The organism is Desulfovibrio sp. Fe33 (assembly GCF_028532725.1).
In the GTDB taxonomy this organism is placed as follows: Bacteria; Desulfobacterota; Desulfovibrionia; order Desulfovibrionales; family Desulfovibrionaceae; genus Pseudodesulfovibrio.
On the sequence record NZ_JAQKGU010000005.1, the window covers coordinates 32,094 to 50,037 of the forward strand.

Annotated in this window: 18 protein-coding genes; 16 read left to right on the forward strand and 2 right to left on the reverse strand. The window is 61.7% G+C overall.

Annotated elements, in window-relative coordinates:
- Nucleotides 1-95 precede the first annotated feature (95 nt).
- From PSN43_RS08300 to PSN43_RS08375, 16 genes are all read left to right on the forward strand, one after another.
- Entirely contained in the window at nucleotides 96-983 is an 888-nt protein-coding gene (locus tag PSN43_RS08300; RefSeq protein ID WP_272700263.1) for a flagellin N-terminal helical domain-containing protein, read from the forward strand.
- Between the two features lie 161 nt (nucleotides 984-1,144).
- Nucleotides 1,145-2,839 (forward strand): flagellar filament capping protein FliD, encoded by a 1,695-nt coding sequence (fliD, locus tag PSN43_RS08305; RefSeq protein WP_272700264.1) that lies wholly within the window; start codon nucleotides 1,145-1,147, stop codon nucleotides 2,837-2,839.
- 12 nt (nucleotides 2,840-2,851) lie between these two features.
- A complete protein-coding gene (gene fliS, locus PSN43_RS08310; RefSeq protein WP_272700265.1) occupies nucleotides 2,852-3,466 on the forward strand; it encodes a flagellar export chaperone FliS in 615 nt (204 codons plus the stop codon).
- 85 nt (nucleotides 3,467-3,551) lie between these two features.
- Nucleotides 3,552-4,625 carry a glycosyltransferase family 4 protein gene (locus PSN43_RS08315; RefSeq protein ID WP_272700266.1) on the forward strand — a complete coding sequence of 358 codons (1,074 nt, stop codon included), beginning with the start codon at nucleotides 3,552-3,554 and terminating at the stop codon, nucleotides 4,623-4,625.
- Nucleotides 4,622-5,836, forward strand: coding sequence for a glycosyltransferase (locus tag PSN43_RS08320; RefSeq protein WP_272700267.1), 1,215 nt, complete (start codon nucleotides 4,622-4,624; stop codon nucleotides 5,834-5,836). The genes PSN43_RS08315 and PSN43_RS08320 overlap by 4 nt, the downstream gene beginning before the upstream one ends.
- Before the next feature lie 88 nt (nucleotides 5,837-5,924).
- Nucleotides 5,925-7,136 carry a YIP1 family protein gene (locus tag PSN43_RS08325; protein WP_272700268.1) on the forward strand — a complete coding sequence of 404 codons (1,212 nt, stop codon included), beginning with the start codon at nucleotides 5,925-5,927 and terminating at the stop codon, nucleotides 7,134-7,136.
- A 9-nt stretch (nucleotides 7,137-7,145) separates the two neighbouring features.
- Nucleotides 7,146-7,481: a hypothetical protein gene (locus PSN43_RS08330; protein WP_272700269.1), complete on the forward strand. Its 336-nt coding sequence runs from the start codon at nucleotides 7,146-7,148 to the stop codon at nucleotides 7,479-7,481.
- Nucleotides 7,482-7,584: 103 nt separating this feature from the next.
- Complete coding sequence (locus PSN43_RS08335; protein WP_272700270.1) at nucleotides 7,585-8,751, forward strand: OmpA family protein; 1,167 nt, start codon at nucleotides 7,585-7,587, stop codon at nucleotides 8,749-8,751.
- Nucleotides 8,752-8,904: 153 nt separating this feature from the next.
- On the forward strand, nucleotides 8,905-10,098 hold the full coding sequence (gene ahbC / locus PSN43_RS08340) for a 12,18-didecarboxysiroheme deacetylase (protein WP_272700271.1): 1,194 nt from the start codon (nucleotides 8,905-8,907) through the stop codon (nucleotides 10,096-10,098).
- Between the two features lie 187 nt (nucleotides 10,099-10,285).
- Nucleotides 10,286-11,266, forward strand: coding sequence for a porphobilinogen synthase (gene hemB, locus PSN43_RS08345; RefSeq protein WP_272700272.1), 981 nt, complete (start codon nucleotides 10,286-10,288; stop codon nucleotides 11,264-11,266).
- 1 nt (nucleotide 11,267) lies between these two features.
- A complete protein-coding gene (gene ahbD, locus PSN43_RS08350) occupies nucleotides 11,268-12,455 on the forward strand; it encodes a heme b synthase (RefSeq protein WP_272700273.1) in 1,188 nt (395 codons plus the stop codon).
- Between the two features lie 286 nt (nucleotides 12,456-12,741).
- Nucleotides 12,742-13,191: a siroheme decarboxylase subunit alpha gene (gene ahbA / locus PSN43_RS08355; protein ID WP_272700274.1), complete on the forward strand. Its 450-nt coding sequence runs from the start codon at nucleotides 12,742-12,744 to the stop codon at nucleotides 13,189-13,191.
- Nucleotides 13,192-13,208: 17 nt separating this feature from the next.
- Nucleotides 13,209-13,535 (forward strand): hypothetical protein, encoded by a 327-nt coding sequence (locus PSN43_RS08360; RefSeq protein ID WP_272700275.1) that lies wholly within the window; start codon nucleotides 13,209-13,211, stop codon nucleotides 13,533-13,535.
- Between the two features lie 80 nt (nucleotides 13,536-13,615).
- Nucleotides 13,616-14,266, forward strand: coding sequence for a ribulose-phosphate 3-epimerase (gene rpe, locus PSN43_RS08365; protein WP_272700276.1), 651 nt, complete (start codon nucleotides 13,616-13,618; stop codon nucleotides 14,264-14,266).
- A 58-nt stretch (nucleotides 14,267-14,324) separates the two neighbouring features.
- The gene (locus PSN43_RS08370; RefSeq protein ID WP_272700434.1) at nucleotides 14,325-16,253 is read left to right on the forward strand and encodes an ATP-binding cassette domain-containing protein; all 1,929 of its coding nucleotides are present in this window, start codon (nucleotides 14,325-14,327) and stop codon (nucleotides 16,251-16,253) included.
- Nucleotides 16,253-16,753 carry a GNAT family N-acetyltransferase gene (locus PSN43_RS08375; protein ID WP_272700277.1) on the forward strand — a complete coding sequence of 167 codons (501 nt, stop codon included), beginning with the start codon at nucleotides 16,253-16,255 and terminating at the stop codon, nucleotides 16,751-16,753. Before PSN43_RS08370 ends, PSN43_RS08375 begins: the two co-directional genes overlap by 1 nt.
- A 75-nt stretch (nucleotides 16,754-16,828) precedes the next feature.
- Here PSN43_RS08375 and PSN43_RS08380 read toward each other — a convergent pair whose 3' ends face one another.
- Nucleotides 16,829-17,257, reverse strand: a complete 429-nt coding sequence (locus tag PSN43_RS08380) for a response regulator (protein ID WP_272700278.1) — start codon at nucleotides 17,255-17,257, stop codon at nucleotides 16,829-16,831.
- 32 nt (nucleotides 17,258-17,289) lie between these two features.
- Nucleotides 17,290-17,940, reverse strand: coding sequence for a sensor histidine kinase (locus PSN43_RS08385; protein WP_272700279.1), 651 nt, complete (start codon nucleotides 17,938-17,940; stop codon nucleotides 17,290-17,292).
- Nucleotides 17,941-17,944: the final 4 nt, after the last annotated feature.

A 17,944-nucleotide genomic window follows, 5' to 3' on the forward strand; every position in this document is an offset into this window, starting at 1 on the left:
TGAAGTGAGCAACAAAAGAAGGTTACCCGGCAAAACCTTATTCCGCCGGGATACGACCTAGGCATGGAAGCCAAAACAATTTCAAGGAGGAAATTATGTCCCTGGTTATCAACCACAACTTGATGGCGATGAATGCTGCTCGCAACCTGGGTGTCTCTTACGGAAACCTGGAAACGTCCACCCGTCGCCTGTCTTCCGGTCTGCGCATCACCCAGGCCGCGGACGACGCCGCAGGTCTGGCCGTTCGCGAACTGATGCGCTCCGACATCAGCTCCCTGCAACAGGGCATCCGCAACGCCAACGACGCCATCTCCCTCATCCAGACGGCTGACGGCGCTCTCGGCGTTATCGATGAAAAACTGATCCGTATGAAGGAATTGGCCATGCAGGCCTCCACGGGTACCTACAACTCCGACCAGCGCCTGATCATCGACTCCGAGTACCAGGCCATGGCTTCGGAAATCACCCGTATCGCCAACTCCACCGACTTCAACGGCATCTACCTGCTCAACGGCGCTCTGTCCGGCGCGACTCACGACGGCTCCGGCCTCCAGTCCACCGGCAAGCTGAAGGTCCACTTCGGCACCGGCAACGACTCCTCGGAAGACTACTACTACATCCAGATCGGCACGGCCACGGCCTCCGCTCTCGGTGTCGGCCTCGGCGCAACGGGCACCTCGGGACGCTCCATCTCCACTCAGCAGTTGGCTCAGCAATCGCTGGACGTCCTGAACAACGCGATCATCTCCAAGGATAAGATCCGCGCCAACCTCGGTTCGTTGCAGAACCGCCTGGAAAACACCGTCACCGTCCTGGAAATCCAGGCCGAGAACGTCCAGGCGTCCGAATCCCGCATCTCCGACGTGGACGTCGCCACCGAGATGACCGAATTCGTGCGCAACCAGATTCTGACCCAGTCCGCAGTCTCCATGCTGGCCCAGGCCAACAGTATGCCGAGAATGGCTCTGTCCCTGCTCGGCTAGGCGGCAAAAGCATCGCTGCAAAGCGACTTTCGGGCCGGGCTCCAAGTGGGTCCGGCCCTTTGTATTTCCAAGGTTTTCTTGTTTTATTTTCGTGGCATCATGATTGCAGTCCATTTCATACCTAATGGAATGGGAAAAAACTTCCGATCAAGGATGCAACCATGGCAGACAGCACGTACACATCGGGTTCGATCAACTTCACCGGTCTGGGAAACGGGACCGATTTCAACTCCCTCATCGACGGGCTCGTCGATGTGGAGCGGACCAGAATCACGCGCCTGGAGAACTGGAAGGCCACCTGGGAAACCAAGAACGAACAGTTCCAGGAACTCAACACCCAACTGCTCAGCCTGAAGACCACCCTTGAGGGAATGGACACCCTGAACGAGTTCATGACCAAGGGCGCGACCAGCTCCAACACCAACCTGCTCACCGCCGCGGCCGATGCCGACGCTCTTGAATCCACCCACACCGTGGTCGTCAACCAACTGGCCACCAACGATATCCTGATTACCAACTCCGGGGCCGACTCCCTGAGTTCGGTGATAGCCTCCTCGGACACGTCCTTCACCTTTTCCTACGGCGGCCAGTCCGTGACCATCGACGACATTTCGGCGGGCACCACGCTGGAGGGATTCGTCAATCTCATCAACAACCACCCCGATTCCCGGGGCTTGATCCAGGCCTCGACCATATTCGACGGCAGTGCCTACCACCTTCAGCTTTCCGGCAAGGGATTGGGCGCGGACAATCAACTGGTCATCTCCAACGCGGGCTCGCTCGCCTTCGGCGCAGGCAGCTTCACCGAGACCCAGAACGCCCAGAACAGCCAGATTCGCGTGGACGGCTTCCCCACTTCCAACGCGGGCTGGATCGAACGCGGCTCCAACACCATCGACGACATCATCACAGGCATCACCCTGAACCTGAAGGAAGCAGATCCGAGCTCGGTCATCAGCCTGACCGTAACCACGGACACCGACTCCATCGCGGAGAACGTGGCGACCTTCGTGGAGTCGGTCAACGTCATCCGGGCCCAGATCATCGCCCTGACCAAGGTGGACGATGAAGGCGAAGGTTCCATCCTGACCGGCAACTACGGCATCGACATCGTTTCGCAAAATCTGAAGAACATCACGGCCAACATCGGCCTGGGGTTCACCCCTTGGGACGACGACACCCTCTCCGGCGACAAATATTCCTCCCTGTCGCAGCTCGGCATCCTGACCGACGCCGAACAGGGCTCGGCCACCTACGGGCTGCTGACCATCGATTATCAGAAGCTTGAAGAAGCCCTCCAGTCGGACCCCACGGCCGTGGCCGAACTTTTTTCCCTGGAGCCGACAGGCGTCAGCCGGACCACGGACTTCACCTTCACTTCGCTCATCGACGGCACGACCATGCCCGGCGACTACGACATCGAAGTCGTCAGCGACGGCTCGCAGATCATCAGCGCCACCATCAACGGCGAAGAAGCGTCCGTATCGGGCTGGGAAATCACCGGGCTGACCGGCGCGGCGAAAGGTATGGCCCTGCGGCTCAACAACACTGCGGCCGGAACCTACTCCGGCGAGGTGGCGGTCAAGGCGGGCAAAGCCACTGAGATGATCGACGAGCTGACCGCGCTGACCAAGCCCTACAACAAATTTACGTATGAAGGCGGCCCCCTGGCGGTCTTGCAGAACAACTACAACGACATCATGGACTCCATCGACGACAAGATCGCGTACGAGGAGACCAGGATCGAGAAACTGGAACGCAACCTGCGCCTGAAGTACGCGCGCCTCGACTCTCTGCTCGGCCAGTACGAGCTTCAGCAGGGGCAGCTTGAAGCGGCATTGGCGCAGCTTGAATAGAAGGAGTAATTGATGGCCAACCCAGCAAAGGCATATCTGGCGACCCAGGTCGAAACCACTACCCAGGGGGAACTCCTCCTCATGCTCTATGAGGCGGCGATCAAATTCCTCAAGCGGGCCAAGCGGGAAATCGACAACCGGGACTATGCCAAGAAGGGCATTTACATATCCAAGGCCATGGCGATCATCCATGAGCTGTCCGAAAGCCTGAACAAGGAAAAAGGCGGTGACATCACCCCAAAGCTCGGCCAGCTTTACATGTTCTGCACCACCCAACTGGTCAAGGCCAACATCCGCCTGGACAACAAGATGATCGACGACGTCATCAAGATTCTTGACGGACTCCGCTCGGCCTACGCCCAGATCGTGCCCATCCATGACGGCAAGGCCGCCCCCGGCGACACCGTATCCACCGGAAGCGCACCCAGGCCGCCTCAGCCTTCCCTGGCGGCTCAGGCCATGCCCGCCCATGCGGCGGCGCCGATTCCGCAGAGGGCGGAACCGCCCAAGCAGACCGTCCCCGCTCCGAAACCGGCTCCGGCTCCATCCACGCCGTCCCAGCTCCGGACCGCCGCGGCGGCCGCCAAGTTCCGTGCGGCCAACGCCTACAACAACGCCAACCGATGAATCACCGGCCCCCTTCGCGGGGGCCTTTTTCTTGAGGCCATAGACGGTCATTTACAACACATGCGGCATGTGTCACTTTTCCGCCATGGATGCATCCCCTGTCCGCGTTCTTCACGTTATCAAATCCCTGGGCCTGGGCGGCACGGAAAAGGTCATGCAACTCTTCGTGACCAACCTCGACCGGTCCCGGTTCATACCGGCCGTCTACAGCCAGGCGGACGGGGTGCGCGCGAGGCAGATCCGCGCCTCGGGCGTGGACACGTTCATCGGGGGAGACCTTCTCTCGGTGCTCGGGCGGTTCAAACCGCAGATCGTGCATATCCACCGCGCAGGCTGGCCCGAACCCGAACTGCTCGTTCCCCTCAAACGCGCCCGCGTGCCCGCCGTGGTGGAGACCAACGTCTTCGGCCGCCACGACCCGAGCCCCCAGGCATCGGTCATCGACCACACCCTGTTCGTCTCCCGTTTCTGCCTGACGCGGTTCTCCCACGCCACGGGCATCAGCCCGCATCCGGGCCGATACACATACCTGTACAACCCGGTGGACACGGACTTCTTCGCAAATGCGACCAGGACGAACCGTAAATACGACGCCCCCGCGGCCGGACGCATATCCCGTCCCGACCCGGGCAAATGGTCGCGAATGGCCCTGGACTTCCTGCCATTACTCGTGCGAAACGTGCCCGACTTCCGCTACCACGTCATCGGGGCCGTCCCCGAAGCCGTGGAGTTCATTCGCCTACACGGCCTGGAACGCAACGTCATCCTCCACGACCCTGTGGAGACCGACGCCGGGATCGCGGATTTCCTGAACGGAGTCTCGGTCCTGGCCCACGGCAACGACGCCGGCGAGTCCTTCGGGCTGGTCATCGCCGAGGCCATGGCCTGTTCCCTGCCCGTTGTCACCCACCCGAGCGAAGGATTGCGCGACAACGCGCAGCTCGAACTGGTGGAACACGGCGTCACCGGACTTGTGGCCAACAACGCGGAAGAGTATGCCAATGCCCTCAACTACCTGTTTTCCCATCCGGTCGAAGCGCGGCGGATGGGGCTGGCCGGTCGGGACAAGGCCGCGCGCCTTTACCGTATGCAGGCCATCACCAAACGGCTTGAGGCCCTCTACCTGGAACTGCTCCGGCGCAAAGGAATCACGCAATGAACCATGAATTGATCGAACGATATACCCACGCAGTCCTCGAATTCGGCTTCCAGGGCGACGAAAACGCCCTTCCCGCGCCCAAGGCTCCGAGTGCGGAAGAAACCGTAGCGTTCGCCGAACGCACGCTGCGTCTCCTGGAAAAGAGCGAAAGCGAGACCCTGGTCCTGTTCGGGCTGGAAGGGGGAGAACACGCCCTGGCCCTGTCCCGGGGACTGCCCGAGGGCACTCGGCTGATCGTCTGCGAGACCGATCCCGCCAAGGCGCGCGCCTTCCTGGCCGCCAACCCGGAATGGAACGGCCCCGGCTCACGCGCCTCGCTTCTGGCCGACACGTCGCCTTGGGCCCATCTCTATATTCTGAACATGAGCGGGGTTGCCCCGGACAACGTCACCATGGCGCTGAATCCGACCCTGCCCGAAGACAGGCGCGCGGAATACCGCAATCTCCAGCGGCTGTTCATGAATGCCCGGCCGCATCAGGCCATCAACAGCTCGTACCTGAGCCACGTGGGCGTCCAGGCCCCGGACCTGTCCGTGGGAGTCATCCTGCACCCGGACGAACCCGATCTCGACACCTTTTTCGCCCAGTTCCCGGAGTGGGTCCGCGAAGTGGTGGTGGTCTGGGACGCCGAATGCGCGCCCGACCGCGACTTCGCCTGCGCCGCGCCGATACGCCATCTGGCCCGGCCCCTGGATGACTTCGCCTCCCAGCGCAATCACGCCCTCGAGCACTGCGAGGGAGAATGGACGCTCTTTCTGGACGGCGACGAAGCCTTCAGCGAAGACGTCTGGGGGCTGCTGACCGCCTGTATGCTCGTCAAGCGGCTTGAGGCGTGCTGGTTCCCGCGCATGACCCTGTATCCGGACGAAAACAGGTGCAAGGCGGGCTACGGCCTGTGGCCGGACCTGCAACTGCGTCTCTTCCGCAAGGGAGAATCCGTTCGCTTCACGCGTCCCGTGCACGAACGGCTGACCGGCATCACCGGACGCACGGCCCTGGTCTTGGACGCGCCCATCCTGCACTACAGCCGGTTGCGCAAGTCCCCCGAGGAACTGGCCGCGAAGCTCAAACGGTTCGACGAGGCCGGAGGAGGCACCGTAGGCCATGTGCTCAGCAAGGACTATCCGACCGTGCAGCGCTCACTGCTGCCCGAAGCCTCGCTCCTCATGGGTTCCCTCTCCATGCTTCTCCTGGAGGAAAACCCGGCCTGACGGCGCGGCCGATTGCAGACCGCTTGATTCTGACCTACAAAGTGTATAGACCGTACATCGTGAAATACATGTCCTTCAAGGAACGACAATGCAGATAACATGTCCCGAATGCAGGTTCACCCGCGAGGTGGACGAGAACAGGATTCCCGCCCGATCCCAGGTGGCGACCTGTCCCAAATGCCAGACCAAGTTCAAATTCCGCGACCTGCCGGAAGAGGAGTTTCTCCTGGAGGAAGCCGAGCCGGCCGCTCGCCCGGAACCTGCCTCCGCCCCCCAACCGCCCGCCGCCCCCGAATCGGCGGTCAGCGAGACTTCCACTCCCGAGCCGCAGGCCGAACCGGCCCCCGAGACCTACAGCCCCCCCCGCCATGAGCCTCCGACACGGCCCGAGATACGCGCCGACAAGGAGCGGGAAAAAGCCTTCCCCAACCTGCCCGACCCGGACGACGACTCCAATGACGCCCTGTGGCAACGGCTGCACACCATGACGCCGCCCGACAAGGGCCGCTCCGTGCAGGACGAGCCCCACGCTGAACACCGCTACGGCGCGGAGGAGCACCGCCAGGAGCAGGATCAGGAACCCGTGCCCGGCTGGACCGGAGAGTTCAATGCGGACTTCCCGGACCCCATGCAGGAAGAATTCATGAACGAGGATGAGGACGAAATGTCCATGCAGGTTCCGCCGCCTTTCGAGCAGTTGGACCGCTACGGATTTTTCCACGGCCTCTTCCTGACCCTCAAGCTGGTCCTGCTCTCGCCGCGCCTGTTCTTCTCGGTCATGCCCGTTGGCAACGGGCTGTCCAAGCCCCTGACCTTCGCCATCCTGGTCTCCATGATCCAGACCGTGGCCCAGTACGCCTGGGGCGTGGTCGGTCTGACGCCCGGCGTGGACGTTTCCGGCCAGGGATTCCAGGCCGTGCCCTACGACGCCACCAACGGGCTGTTCGAGCTCCTGCTCACCCCGGCTTTCGTGGCCCTGTCCCTGTTCGCCATCTCCGGCTTCTACCATGTCATTCTCAGCCTGCTCAAGGTGGGCGGCAAGGGATTCGAGGGCTCATTCAGGGCCGTGGCCTACGCCTACGCCCCCATGATGACCGGCATCATCCCCATGTTCACCGTGGAATTCATGGCGGGCTGGATGTTTCTCTACGCCGTGTGGGGACTGGCTCTCACCGCCATCGGTCTCAAGCACATCCACAAGACCGGCTACAGCAAGATCATCCCGGTCCTTTTGCTGCCTCTTCTGCTGGGCATGATCATGGCCCTGCTCATGCTCCAGGGGCAGATGGCGACCGTATAAGGAAAGTTTATGATCGGATGGTTCAAGCGCAGAATCGAGACCTACAAGGCCCACCGCAAACTGGCGCGCCAGACCGATCCGCGCAACTTCAAACGCCTGGCCATCGAAATACGCGACCTGGCCCTGCTCGCTTCCCAGCTCAATCCCCGGGAACGCGACATCCACAAGCTCATCCGCAGCATTATCGTCGAGATGGAGCGGCTTTCGGAACTGGCCGACCGGCCCGAGTTCCGAAAGCTCTCCACCGGCAAAAAGCTCCTCCTCCGGCAGGGGCTCCAGGAATCGCGCGAGCAGCTCCTGGAATCCATCGAATCCGCCCCCTCGCCCACCCAGACCCTCCAATAGATTCACCGGCATACATATTGCTTTGATCTCGCCGAGGATTCCGGCTCCGTCGCAATTCCGGCGGGACGTACCGGGCGGTTTCAACCATCAGCCGGTGAATGATATGAAAAAAATACTTCTTTTCAGCATGTTGCTGATTGTCGCCGCGTGCTCCCACGTGGACTTGTCCCTGACCGACCAGACCAAGATATACACGGACGCGCCTGTCAGGAAATCGGCGCTCCAGGTCTCCGTTCACCCCAGGGGCAAGCAGTACACGCCGCTGACCGCCTACTTCCATCCCTTCGTCATTCAGCAGGAGAACTCGGACCACGCGGCCCTGTCCGCGTCCTTCTCCCAAATATTCTTCAATGTCTGGACAGAGGAACGGCTGTTCTCAACCATGGAGCTTGCTTCCGGCTATGGCTACCAGGGGCTCTCCTCGGCCCTTGAGACGGCCCGTCGACGCGGAGCGGACCTGCTTGTCATCGGCAAGGTCCCCTATTTTTACGACGGAACCACCCTCGACGACTCCGCCGTGACCCTCCAGGTGGACGTCTACGCGGCGGGAAGCGGCGACCTGCTCTGGACCATGCTCCAATCCGCGCGCATCGAGCAGAAAAACCCGGACGACTATATCTATTTCGTACATGAAACCCGCATGAGCGACAGCCCGTTCAACATGATGATCCGCTCCATCGCCAAGGACATGGCCATACCGCTCAAGGCCTGGCTGCCCGATCCGAACGCGAATTACCGCTACGCCTCCACTCCCGATGAGGTCAAAAACGGCCTCATGCCCGGCTCCGCCCAAGGCGCGCAGGGAGAAGACCTTCCGTCCGAGCAGTCCCCGGCGACCGGCACGGCGGTCCGCCCCGATGCGGGACAGGCCGCCCCCGGAGCGAAGTCAGAAACCGCCGACGACGGCACGCCCCGGCCCGAAGTGACGGGCCTGGACCTGAACATCCAGTTCGACTTCGACAAGGCCACGGTCAAGCCGGAGTCCAACGCCGTGCTCGACGCCCTGGGTGAAACGCTGGCATCGCCCGGCTACGCGGGGCGCAAGATCATGGTGGGCGGGCACACCGACGCCGCGGGCTCGGTCCAGTACAACCTGACACTCTCCCGAAAACGGGCCGAAGCCGTCAAGGCGTACCTGGTGAACAAGTGGCATGTAGACCCGAACCGCATCGAAGCTGTGGGATTCGGCAAATCCCGCCCGCTGACCTCCGGCGCGACTCCAGAGGATCAGCAACGAAACCGAAGGGTTGAAATTCGGCTGGCCGATTAGCCGCGCATTGTTTTCTTGACTTTCTAGCAACAGTTATTACCATCGACTTGCCGATTGAAACGAGGGGCCAATCCCGGCCTCTTTTTTCGTCTTTTACACCGCGCATTTTGTGTGCTACCTGAGAGACCTTCATTTCACCTGAGAGGTATATTAATGATAGGCATTTCCAAATTGTACTGCGGCGCCGTTGAAGCATCCGACGCCCTGCGTTACAACCGCGAATCCGGGCAGCTGCCGTCCCATTTGCTTCAATTTTCCAAGGACAAGAAGCCCGTCGTGGTCTGGAACATGACCCAGCGGTGCAACCTCAAGTGTGTCCACTGTTACGCCCAAGCCATAGACCCGAGCGGCCACAAGGATCCCATTTCCACGGATCAGGCCAAAGTCATGATCGACGATCTGGCCCAGTTCGGCGCGCCGGTCATGCTGTTCTCCGGCGGCGAGCCCCTGGTCCGCGAGGACCTGGTGGACCTGGCCAAGTACGCCACGTCCAAGGGGATGCGCGCGGTGATTTCCACCAACGGCACGCTCATCACCAAGTCCAAGGCCCGTGAGCTCAAGGAAGTCGGCCTGTCCTACGTGGGCATCTCCATCGACGGCAACGAGGAGGTCCACGACAAGTTCCGCGGCGTCCGGGGTGCCTACAAACAGGCCCTCAAGGGCGTCGAGAACTGTAAGGCCGAGGGTCTCAAGGTCGGCCTCCGCTTCACCATCAACAAGCGCAACGCCGTGGAGATTCCCCACCTGTTCGACCTCATCGAGCAGATGGACATTCCGCGCATCTGTTTCTACCACCTGGTCTATTCCGGCCGTGGTTCCGAGCTTATCAACGAGGACCTGAACCACCAGGAAACCCGTGACGTGGTCAACCTCATCATGGACCGCACCCGCGCCCTGTTCGACAAGGGACTGCCCAAGGAAGTCCTTACCGTTGACAACCACGCCGACGGTCCCCTGGTTTACTACCGCCTGCTCAAGGAAGACCCTGAACGCGCCAAGGAAGTGCTCGAACTGCTCAAGTGGAACGAAGGCAACTCTTCCGGACGCGGCATCGGCTGCATCTCGTGGGACGGCAAGGTCCACGCCGACCAGTTCATGCGCCACCTCACTTTCGGCAACGTCCTGGAACGCCCCTTCTCCGAGATCTGGACCGATCCGAAGATCGAGCTGCTCCAAAAACTCAAGGACAAGCGCCCGCATGTCGGCGGACGTTGCGCAGGCTGCCGGTTCCTGAACATCTGCGGCGGCAACTTCCGCGCCCGCGCCGAAGCCTACTATGGCGACTTCTGGGCCCAGGACCCCGCCTGCTACCTCACCGACGAAGAAATCACCGGCGAAAAGCTGTAACAACACGACGTCCAGGGCGGCCTGGGGACCTCCTCAAAAGAGGTTTCCCCGGCCGCCCTTCCTGATTTTTTGCCGCAAACCGCCTTGCAGTCCTGCGGCGTCCGCTCTTTGCACAAGTTTGCGAGCCCGCTGAAAAAGCGTATAGAAATCTTCAAATTCAATTTGAAAACGCTTGTCCGGAGTAATTATGATACCTGCTGATTTCCACCGCGGCCGCCGCCTGAGGACCTCCCTCGCCCTGCGCGAGATGGTCCGCGAAAACACGGTCACCGCCAACGACCTCATCATGCCCTATTTCGTGGTCGAAACCGAAGACGAATCCTTCCGCAAGGAAATCGCCTCCATGCCCGGCCAGTACCAGCTCTCCCTCAAGGAACTGGAAAAACAGGTGGCTTCCGCCGTGGCCCTCGGCCTCAAGGCGTGCATCCTCTTCGGCATCCCGGCCCAAAAGGACGAAACCGGCTCCGGCGCATACGACGACAACGGCATCGTCCAGCAGGCCATCCGGCTTCTCAAGAACCGCTGGCCCGAGCTCATCGTCATCGCCGACACCTGCCTGTGCGAATACACCTCCCACGGCCACTGCGGGTTGGTGAAAAACGAATACGTCCAGAACGATCCGACCCTCAATCTCCTCGCCCGGGCCGCAGTCGCCCAGGCCAAGGCCGGAGCCGACATGATCGCGCCCTCGGACATGATGGACGGCCGCGTGGCCGCCATCCGCGCCGCCCTGGACGAAGAAGGGCTGGTCAACGTCCCGATCATGTCCTACGCGGTCAAATACGCCTCCGCCTTCTACGGTCCCTTCCGCGACGCCGCCGAGTCCGCGCCGCAGTTCGGCGACCGCAAGACCTACCAGATGGACCCGCCCAACGGACGCGAGGCCATGCGTGAAGCCGTGGCCGATTTCGAGGAAGGCGCGGACATCCTCATGGTCAAGCCGGGCCTGCCCTACCTCGATATCGTCCGGCAGGTGCGCGACAATTTCGACACGCCGGTGGCTGTTTACCAGGTCAGCGGCGAATACTCGCAGATCAAGGCCGCCGCCCTCAACGGGTGGATCGACGAAAAGGCCGTGGTCATGGAATCCCTGGTCGCCTTCAAACGCGCCGGAGCGGACATGATCATCACCTACTTCACCGAAGACGTACTCAAGGTATTGAAATAATATGAGCGAACATCCCAAAGGCCATCCCGGCTCCATGACGGGCTGTCCGCCCGAGGGCCATCCCGGCGGGCATCCCCACGGCAAGATGCATCCCGGCGCGGAACACGCGCCCAAGAAGTTTCTCGACGACGGCGTCACTCCCATCTGCCGCCTGATCGCCTGGGAAGTGACCCGGTCCTGCAACCTCGCCTGCAAGCACTGCCGGGCCGAGGCGCACCCCGAGCCCTACGAGGGCGAACTGTCCACCGACGAAGCCAAGGCGCTCATCGACACCTTCCCGGACGTGGGCTCCCCCATCATCATCTTCACCGGCGGCGAGCCCATGATGCGGGCCGACGTGTACGAGCTGATCGCCTACGCCAAGGGCAAAGGGCTGCGTTGCGTCATGGCCCCCAACGGCACGCTCATCACCCCCGAGACCGCGCAGAAGATGAAGGCGGCGGGCATCGAACGCTGCTCCATCTCCATAGACGCTCCCGAAGCCGTCCAGCACGACGAGTTCCGGGGCGAGGTCGGGGCCTTCGACGCCTCCATGCGCGGCATCCAGTATCTCAAGGACGCGGGTATCGAGTTCCAGATCAACACCACGGTGACCAAGAACAACCTCCATCTGTTCAAGGACATCTTCCAGCTCTGCGAACGGATCGGCGCGTCCGCCTGGCATATCTTCCTGCTCGTGCCCACCGGCCGGGCCGTGGAACTCGGCACCGAGATCATCTCCGCCGAGGAGTACGAGGACGTACTCAACTGGTTCTACGACTTCCGCAAGACCACGGACATGCAACTCAAGGCCACCTGCGCGCCCCACTATCACCGCATCCTGCGCCAGCGCGCCAAGGAAGACGGCATCCCCGTCAACTTCGAGAACTTCGGCCTGGACGCAGTCTCGCGCGGCTGCCTCGGCGGCGTAGGCTTCTGCTTCATCTCCCACCGGGGACAGGTCCAGCCCTGCGGCTACCTGGAACTGGACTGCGGCAACGTCCGCGAAATCCCCTTCCCGGAAATCTGGAAGAGCTCCCCGCAGTTCCTCAACCTGCGCAATCCCGAAGTTTACGACGGCAAGTGCGGCCATTGCGAGTACGAAAGGGTTTGCGGCGGCTGCCGCGCCCGCGCCCAGACCATGAAGGGCCACTACCTGAAAGAGGAGCCCCTGTGCTCCTACACCCCGAAGAAAAAGCCGAAGGCGTAGCCGCGCCTCCGGCGGCCGGGGGAAGGGAGGGAAAAACCCTTTGGAAAGGGTCTTTCCCTCCCTTCCCCCGGACCCCCATCCCTCCCTTTTCCCAAACTTTTTATATCGCTTCGCGGAAGACGGGATGGGAAGTCAGACCGGACAGCTTGACCTGAAGCCATTTTTTGAAAGAGAATCGAACGCGGCCGGACGCACCCCGCCGAAGGCGCGATAAATTGTTTTGAAAGGGAGTCCGGGGGAAAAACTTTTTCAAAAGTTTCCCCTCTGGCCACCGAAGGCATACCCTATGGACGCATACGACAAGCAGATACTCGACATCATCCAGTCCCATTTCCCGCTCGCCTCACGTCCTTACGAGGAAGTAGGCAATCAAGTGGGCCTAACCGAGGCCGAGGTGCTTGAACGCGTCCGGGCCATGAAGCAATCCGGCCTGATTCGGCGCATGGGGGCGAACTTCACCTCCAAGGCGCTGGGCTGGCAGTCCACCCTGTGCGCGGCGAGCGTGCCCGAGGAAAAGCTCGACCTTTTCGTGGCCGAGGTGAACAAGCACGACGGGGTGACGCACAACTACCTCCGCGAGAACGAATTCAATGTCTGGTTCGCGCTGATCGCGCCGGACATGGATGCGGTCGAGGCCATCCTCGATTCCATCACCGAGGCCACGGGCATTAAAGTGCTCAACCTTCCGGCGGACAAGCTGTTCAAGATCAAAGTCGATTTCAAGATGGACAAATAAGAGAAACCGGAGGGGCCATGCACAAGTTGTACAAGATATTGCTCCTCGGGCTGGCCGCAGGCATCCTGAACGCCATCCCCATGGTCTTCCTGGACTCCGACTGGCAGGCCGTGGCGGCCGTGCTGCTCCACTGGCTGGGACTGGGCATCATCATCGCCTACGCCCGTATGCCTCTCGAAAGCTGGGCCACCGGCATGTTCATCGCCATACTCACCTCCCTGCCGCTCGGCATCCTGCTCCATCCGGGGAACGCGCTCGGCGTGCTCCAGGTCCTCGGCTTCGCCCTGGTCCTCGGCGGACTGCTCGGCTACACGGCTGAACGGCTGATCGCCGAGCAACCCTGACCGCCCCTCGGAAACCCTTGCGGTCCCGCCCGCGAGCGGGTACACCTTTGCCAGCAAAAACACCAAGCGGAGTGACGCGAATGATTCTTTCCCCCTCCATGCTCTCGTCGGATTTCGCCAACATGGAAACCGAACTGAAAGCCCTGGAAGCAGCCGGCCTCGAATGGGTCCACCTGGACGTCATGGACGGCATGTTCGTGCCCAACATCACCTTCGGTCCGCCGATCATCAAGGCCATGCGCGCCAAGTCGAACCTCTTCTTCGACTGCCACCTGATGATAAACGACCCTGGCCGGTACATCGGCGACTTCGCCGACGCCGGGGCCGACCTGATATGCGTCCACGCGGAGGCGTGCACCCACCTGGAACGGGTCTGCGCCCAGATCGCCGAGACCGGGGCCAAACCCGCCGTGGCCCTCAATCCGCACACTCCGCCCGAAAGCATCCGCTATCTGCTGCCGCAACTCCACATGGTCCTGCTGATGTCCGTGAACCCGGGCTTCGGCGGCCAAAAGTTCATCCCCTTCTGCCTGGACAAGGTTCGCGACCTCAAGGCCCTGATCGACGAGGCCGGGGCAGACACCCTGATCCAGATCGACGGCGGCGTGACCCTGGAAAATGCGCGCGAACTGACCCAGGCCGGCGTGGACGTCCTCGTATCCGGCTCGGCGTTTTTCAAGCACCCGCCCTACGGCGAACGGCACCAGGCGTTTCAGGACGCCTGCAAGTAACGAAGGCAACTTTCTCACAGGGGCTGTCCGGCAGCCCCTTTTTTCTTTGAGCGACATCATGGCCCTGGTCAGTTTACGAGATATTTCCATCAATTTCACGGGGACGGTGCTGCTGGACAAGGTGTCCATGCAGATCGAGCCCGGTGAACGCGTCTGCCTGCGCGGACGCAACGGCGAAGGCAAGTCCACCCTCCTGTCCATCATCGAAGGCGTGACTCCGCCGGATTCCGGCTCGATCGACTACGCGCGCGGCTCCCGTGTAGCCATGCTTCCCCAGGAAGTGCCACAGGAACTGGCGGGCACGGTCTACGACATCACAGCCCTGGGGCTCGGCGATGTCGGCGCGCATCTGGCCGCCTACCACGACGCCGCCCGCGCCCTGGCCGAAGCGCCGGAACCGGATCAAACCCTGGTGGACAGCCTGGAGCGCGCCCAGCACGCCCTGGAAGACGCCGGGGGATGGCCGCATCACCAAACCATCGAAGCGGCGCTTTCCCACCTCAAGCTCGACGGGGACGAGCTGTTCGCCTCCCTGTCCGGCGGAACCAAACGCCGCGTGCTCCTGGCCCGCGCCCTGGTCTCCAACCCGGACCTGCTCATCCTGGACGAGCCCACCAACCACCTGGACATCGACTCCATCGCATGGCTGGAAGATTTCCTCCTGCGGCGAAATGCGGCCCTGCTCTTCGTGACCCACGACCGCGCCTTCCTGCGCAGGCTGGCCACCCGTATAGTGGAGCTCGACCGAGGACGGCTGACCAGTTGGGACTGCGACTACGAAACCTATCTGCAACGCAAGGATGACGCCCTGGCGGCCGAGGCCAAGCAGAACCACAACTTCGACCGCAAGCTGGCCGAAGAGGAAACCTGGATCAGGCAGGGTATCAAGGCCCGCCGCACCAGGAACATGGGCCGGGTGCGGGACCTGCTGAAGATGCGCGAGGAGCGCAAGGCCCGGCGGGAGCGCGTGGGCTCGGTCAAGATGATCGTCCAGGACGCTGAACGCACCGGCAAGCTCGTCATCGAGGCCAAGGACCTGTGCTTCGGTTACGACGACACGCCGCTCATCTCGAATTTCTCCGCCACGATCATGCGCGGCGACAAAGTCGGCTTCATCGGGCCGAACGGCGCGGGCAAGACCACCCTGCTCAAAATCCTTCTCGGTGAGCTGAAACCGCAATCCGGCTCGATCCGCCACGGAGTAAATCTCCAGGTCAGCTACTTCGACCAGCTCCGGGAACAGCTCGACGAGTCCCGCTCGGCCCGCTACAACGTGGCCGAAGGTAACGACTTCGTGGACATCAACGGCAACCGCGTCCACGTCATGACCCATCTCAAGAATTTCCTGTTCACCCCGGACCGGTCCAAGGTTCCGGTGGGCGTGCTCTCCGGCGGGGAGCGCAACCGGCTGCTCCTGGCCCGGTTGTTCACCCGGCCCTTCAACGTCCTTGTCATGGACGAACCCACCAACGACCTGGACGCCGAGACGCTGGACCTCCTGGAAGAGCTGCTCATGGACTATACCGGCACCCTGCTGCTGGTCAGCCATGACCGGGAATTCCTGAACAACGTGGTCACATCGACCATCGGTTTCGAGGGCAACGGCCTGGTCGCGGAGTATGTGGGCGGATATGACGACTGGCTCCGCCAACGGCCCCGGACGGTTTCGGCCCCGGCTCCGGCCACCTGCAAGGCTGAGCCCGAGGAAAAGCCAAAGGCGGCCAAGCGGAAACTGAGCTACAAGGAAAAGTTCGAGCTCGGGAAAAAGCGGGACAAGCTCAAGGAAATGCCCGCCCTCATCGAGAGGCTGGAAACCGAACTCGGCGAATTGCAGGAGCGTATGTCCTCGGCCGGTTACTACAAGAATTCCGGTGAAATGATGGCCCAGGACCAACAACGTCTGGAAGCTCTTGAGTCGGATCTTGAAATCGCCTATGAGACTTGGGAAGAACTCGAAACCGCCCTTGAGGGCGTGGAGCTGGATTGATGCTGAAAGCCCTGACCATCCGCCACGCGGACATGGACGACCTGCCCGCCTGCCACACCATTGAGGCCAACTGCTTCCCGCCCGCCGAAGCCGCCTGGGCCAGCAGCCTGCGCAACCGTATCGAGATCTACCCGGAAGGTTTTCTGGTGGCCGAATGGGAAGGCCGCGTGGTCGGCCAGGTGAATGCCGGTTCCACCGACAAGGACGACATCACGGACGAGGAATTCAAGCAGCTCATCGGACACGATCCGGATGGCCGCAACATGGTTATCTTTTCGCTTTCCGTGCTCCCCAGCTTCCAGAAGCGCGGCATCGCCGGAAAGCTCCTGACCAACTTCATCGAACATGCCCGGGACTTGGGCAAGGCCGCGATCAAGCTGCTCTGCAAGGAGCCGCTCATCCCCTACTACGCCCGCTTCGGCTTCGCTGACGACGGGCTGTCCAGCTCCACCCACGGCGGAGCGGCCTGGCACTCCATGACCTTGGTGCTGGGCGACTGACCGCCCGCCCCTCGACAAACGAAAAGGCTGCCGGGATAATCCCGGCAGCCTTTTTTTCGCCGTCCGCCCGAGAGGCTACCACCCCTTGGACTTGAGAATCTCGTTGACCTTTTTCTCGGTCTTCTTTTCCACAATGACCATCTTCTTGGCCTGCGCCTTCTTGATCTTGTCGGTCAGGGCGTCGATATCCGCGGGCTTCTCCATGAAGTCCATGGCGCCAAGCTTCATGGCTTGAATGCCCGCCTCAAGAGTGGCCTGGCCGGTGAGCAGGATGACCTGCATGTCCGGATTGCCCTTCTTGATGACCTTGAGCATCTCGATCCCATTCATATCCGGCATCTGAAGGTCCAACACGATGGCGTCGTAGTCGCCCGACTTGATCGCGTTGACGGCGTTGTCGGCGTTGTCGGCCGTGGTCACATCCATGCCCCGGATCTCCATCCGCTCGGACAGAGCTTCGAGGAATTCCACTTCATCATCGATAAGCAGCACTTTTTCTGCCATTTCTTTCTTCTCCGATCAGGTATGAAGTTGTCTTACGCGGGAGCGCCCGCGGCAGCAAGCCGCAATTCGCTGGCCCCGGTCCTTTCGTTCACTTCGACGCGAACGCCCATGGCGCGGGCCAGGTCGGCGAACGGTTCGTCATTCCTCAGCGGCGCATCCTTTCCGGGCACGAAAAGGGAGAACGATGCGCCGCCCTCGACGGACGAGACGGTGACAATCAGCGAGTCGCCCGGTTTCATGGAATCAAAGGCCGCCGCGAAGGAGGAGTGCAGCAGCCGCGTCAGATCAAAGGGGCACACAGCCATGGACACGGGCTTGCAGTCGCCCATGGACAGCTTGATCTGCCGCATATCGGCAAAACGGGAGGTCAGGGCCACGGCCAGGCTCAGGCCCTCGACCAGGTCGAGTTCACGAACGTCTTCATCCGTGGAGTGCGCGAACGCATTCATGTTCCGGACAATGGCATCGCCGCGCCGTATCTGTCCCTGAATGGAATTGGCCGCGCTCTTCAGCCGCTCCGGCCGGATGGGCATACCGCGCTCGGCCATGAGCGTGAAATCCTCGATCAGACCGGCCGCCTCGTTGATGACGGCGAACACGTTCTTGATCTCATGGGACACGGATGCGCTGACGCGTCCGAAAAATCGCAGCCCGTCGCGGGTCACGCAGGGGGTCTGGCTCATGGTC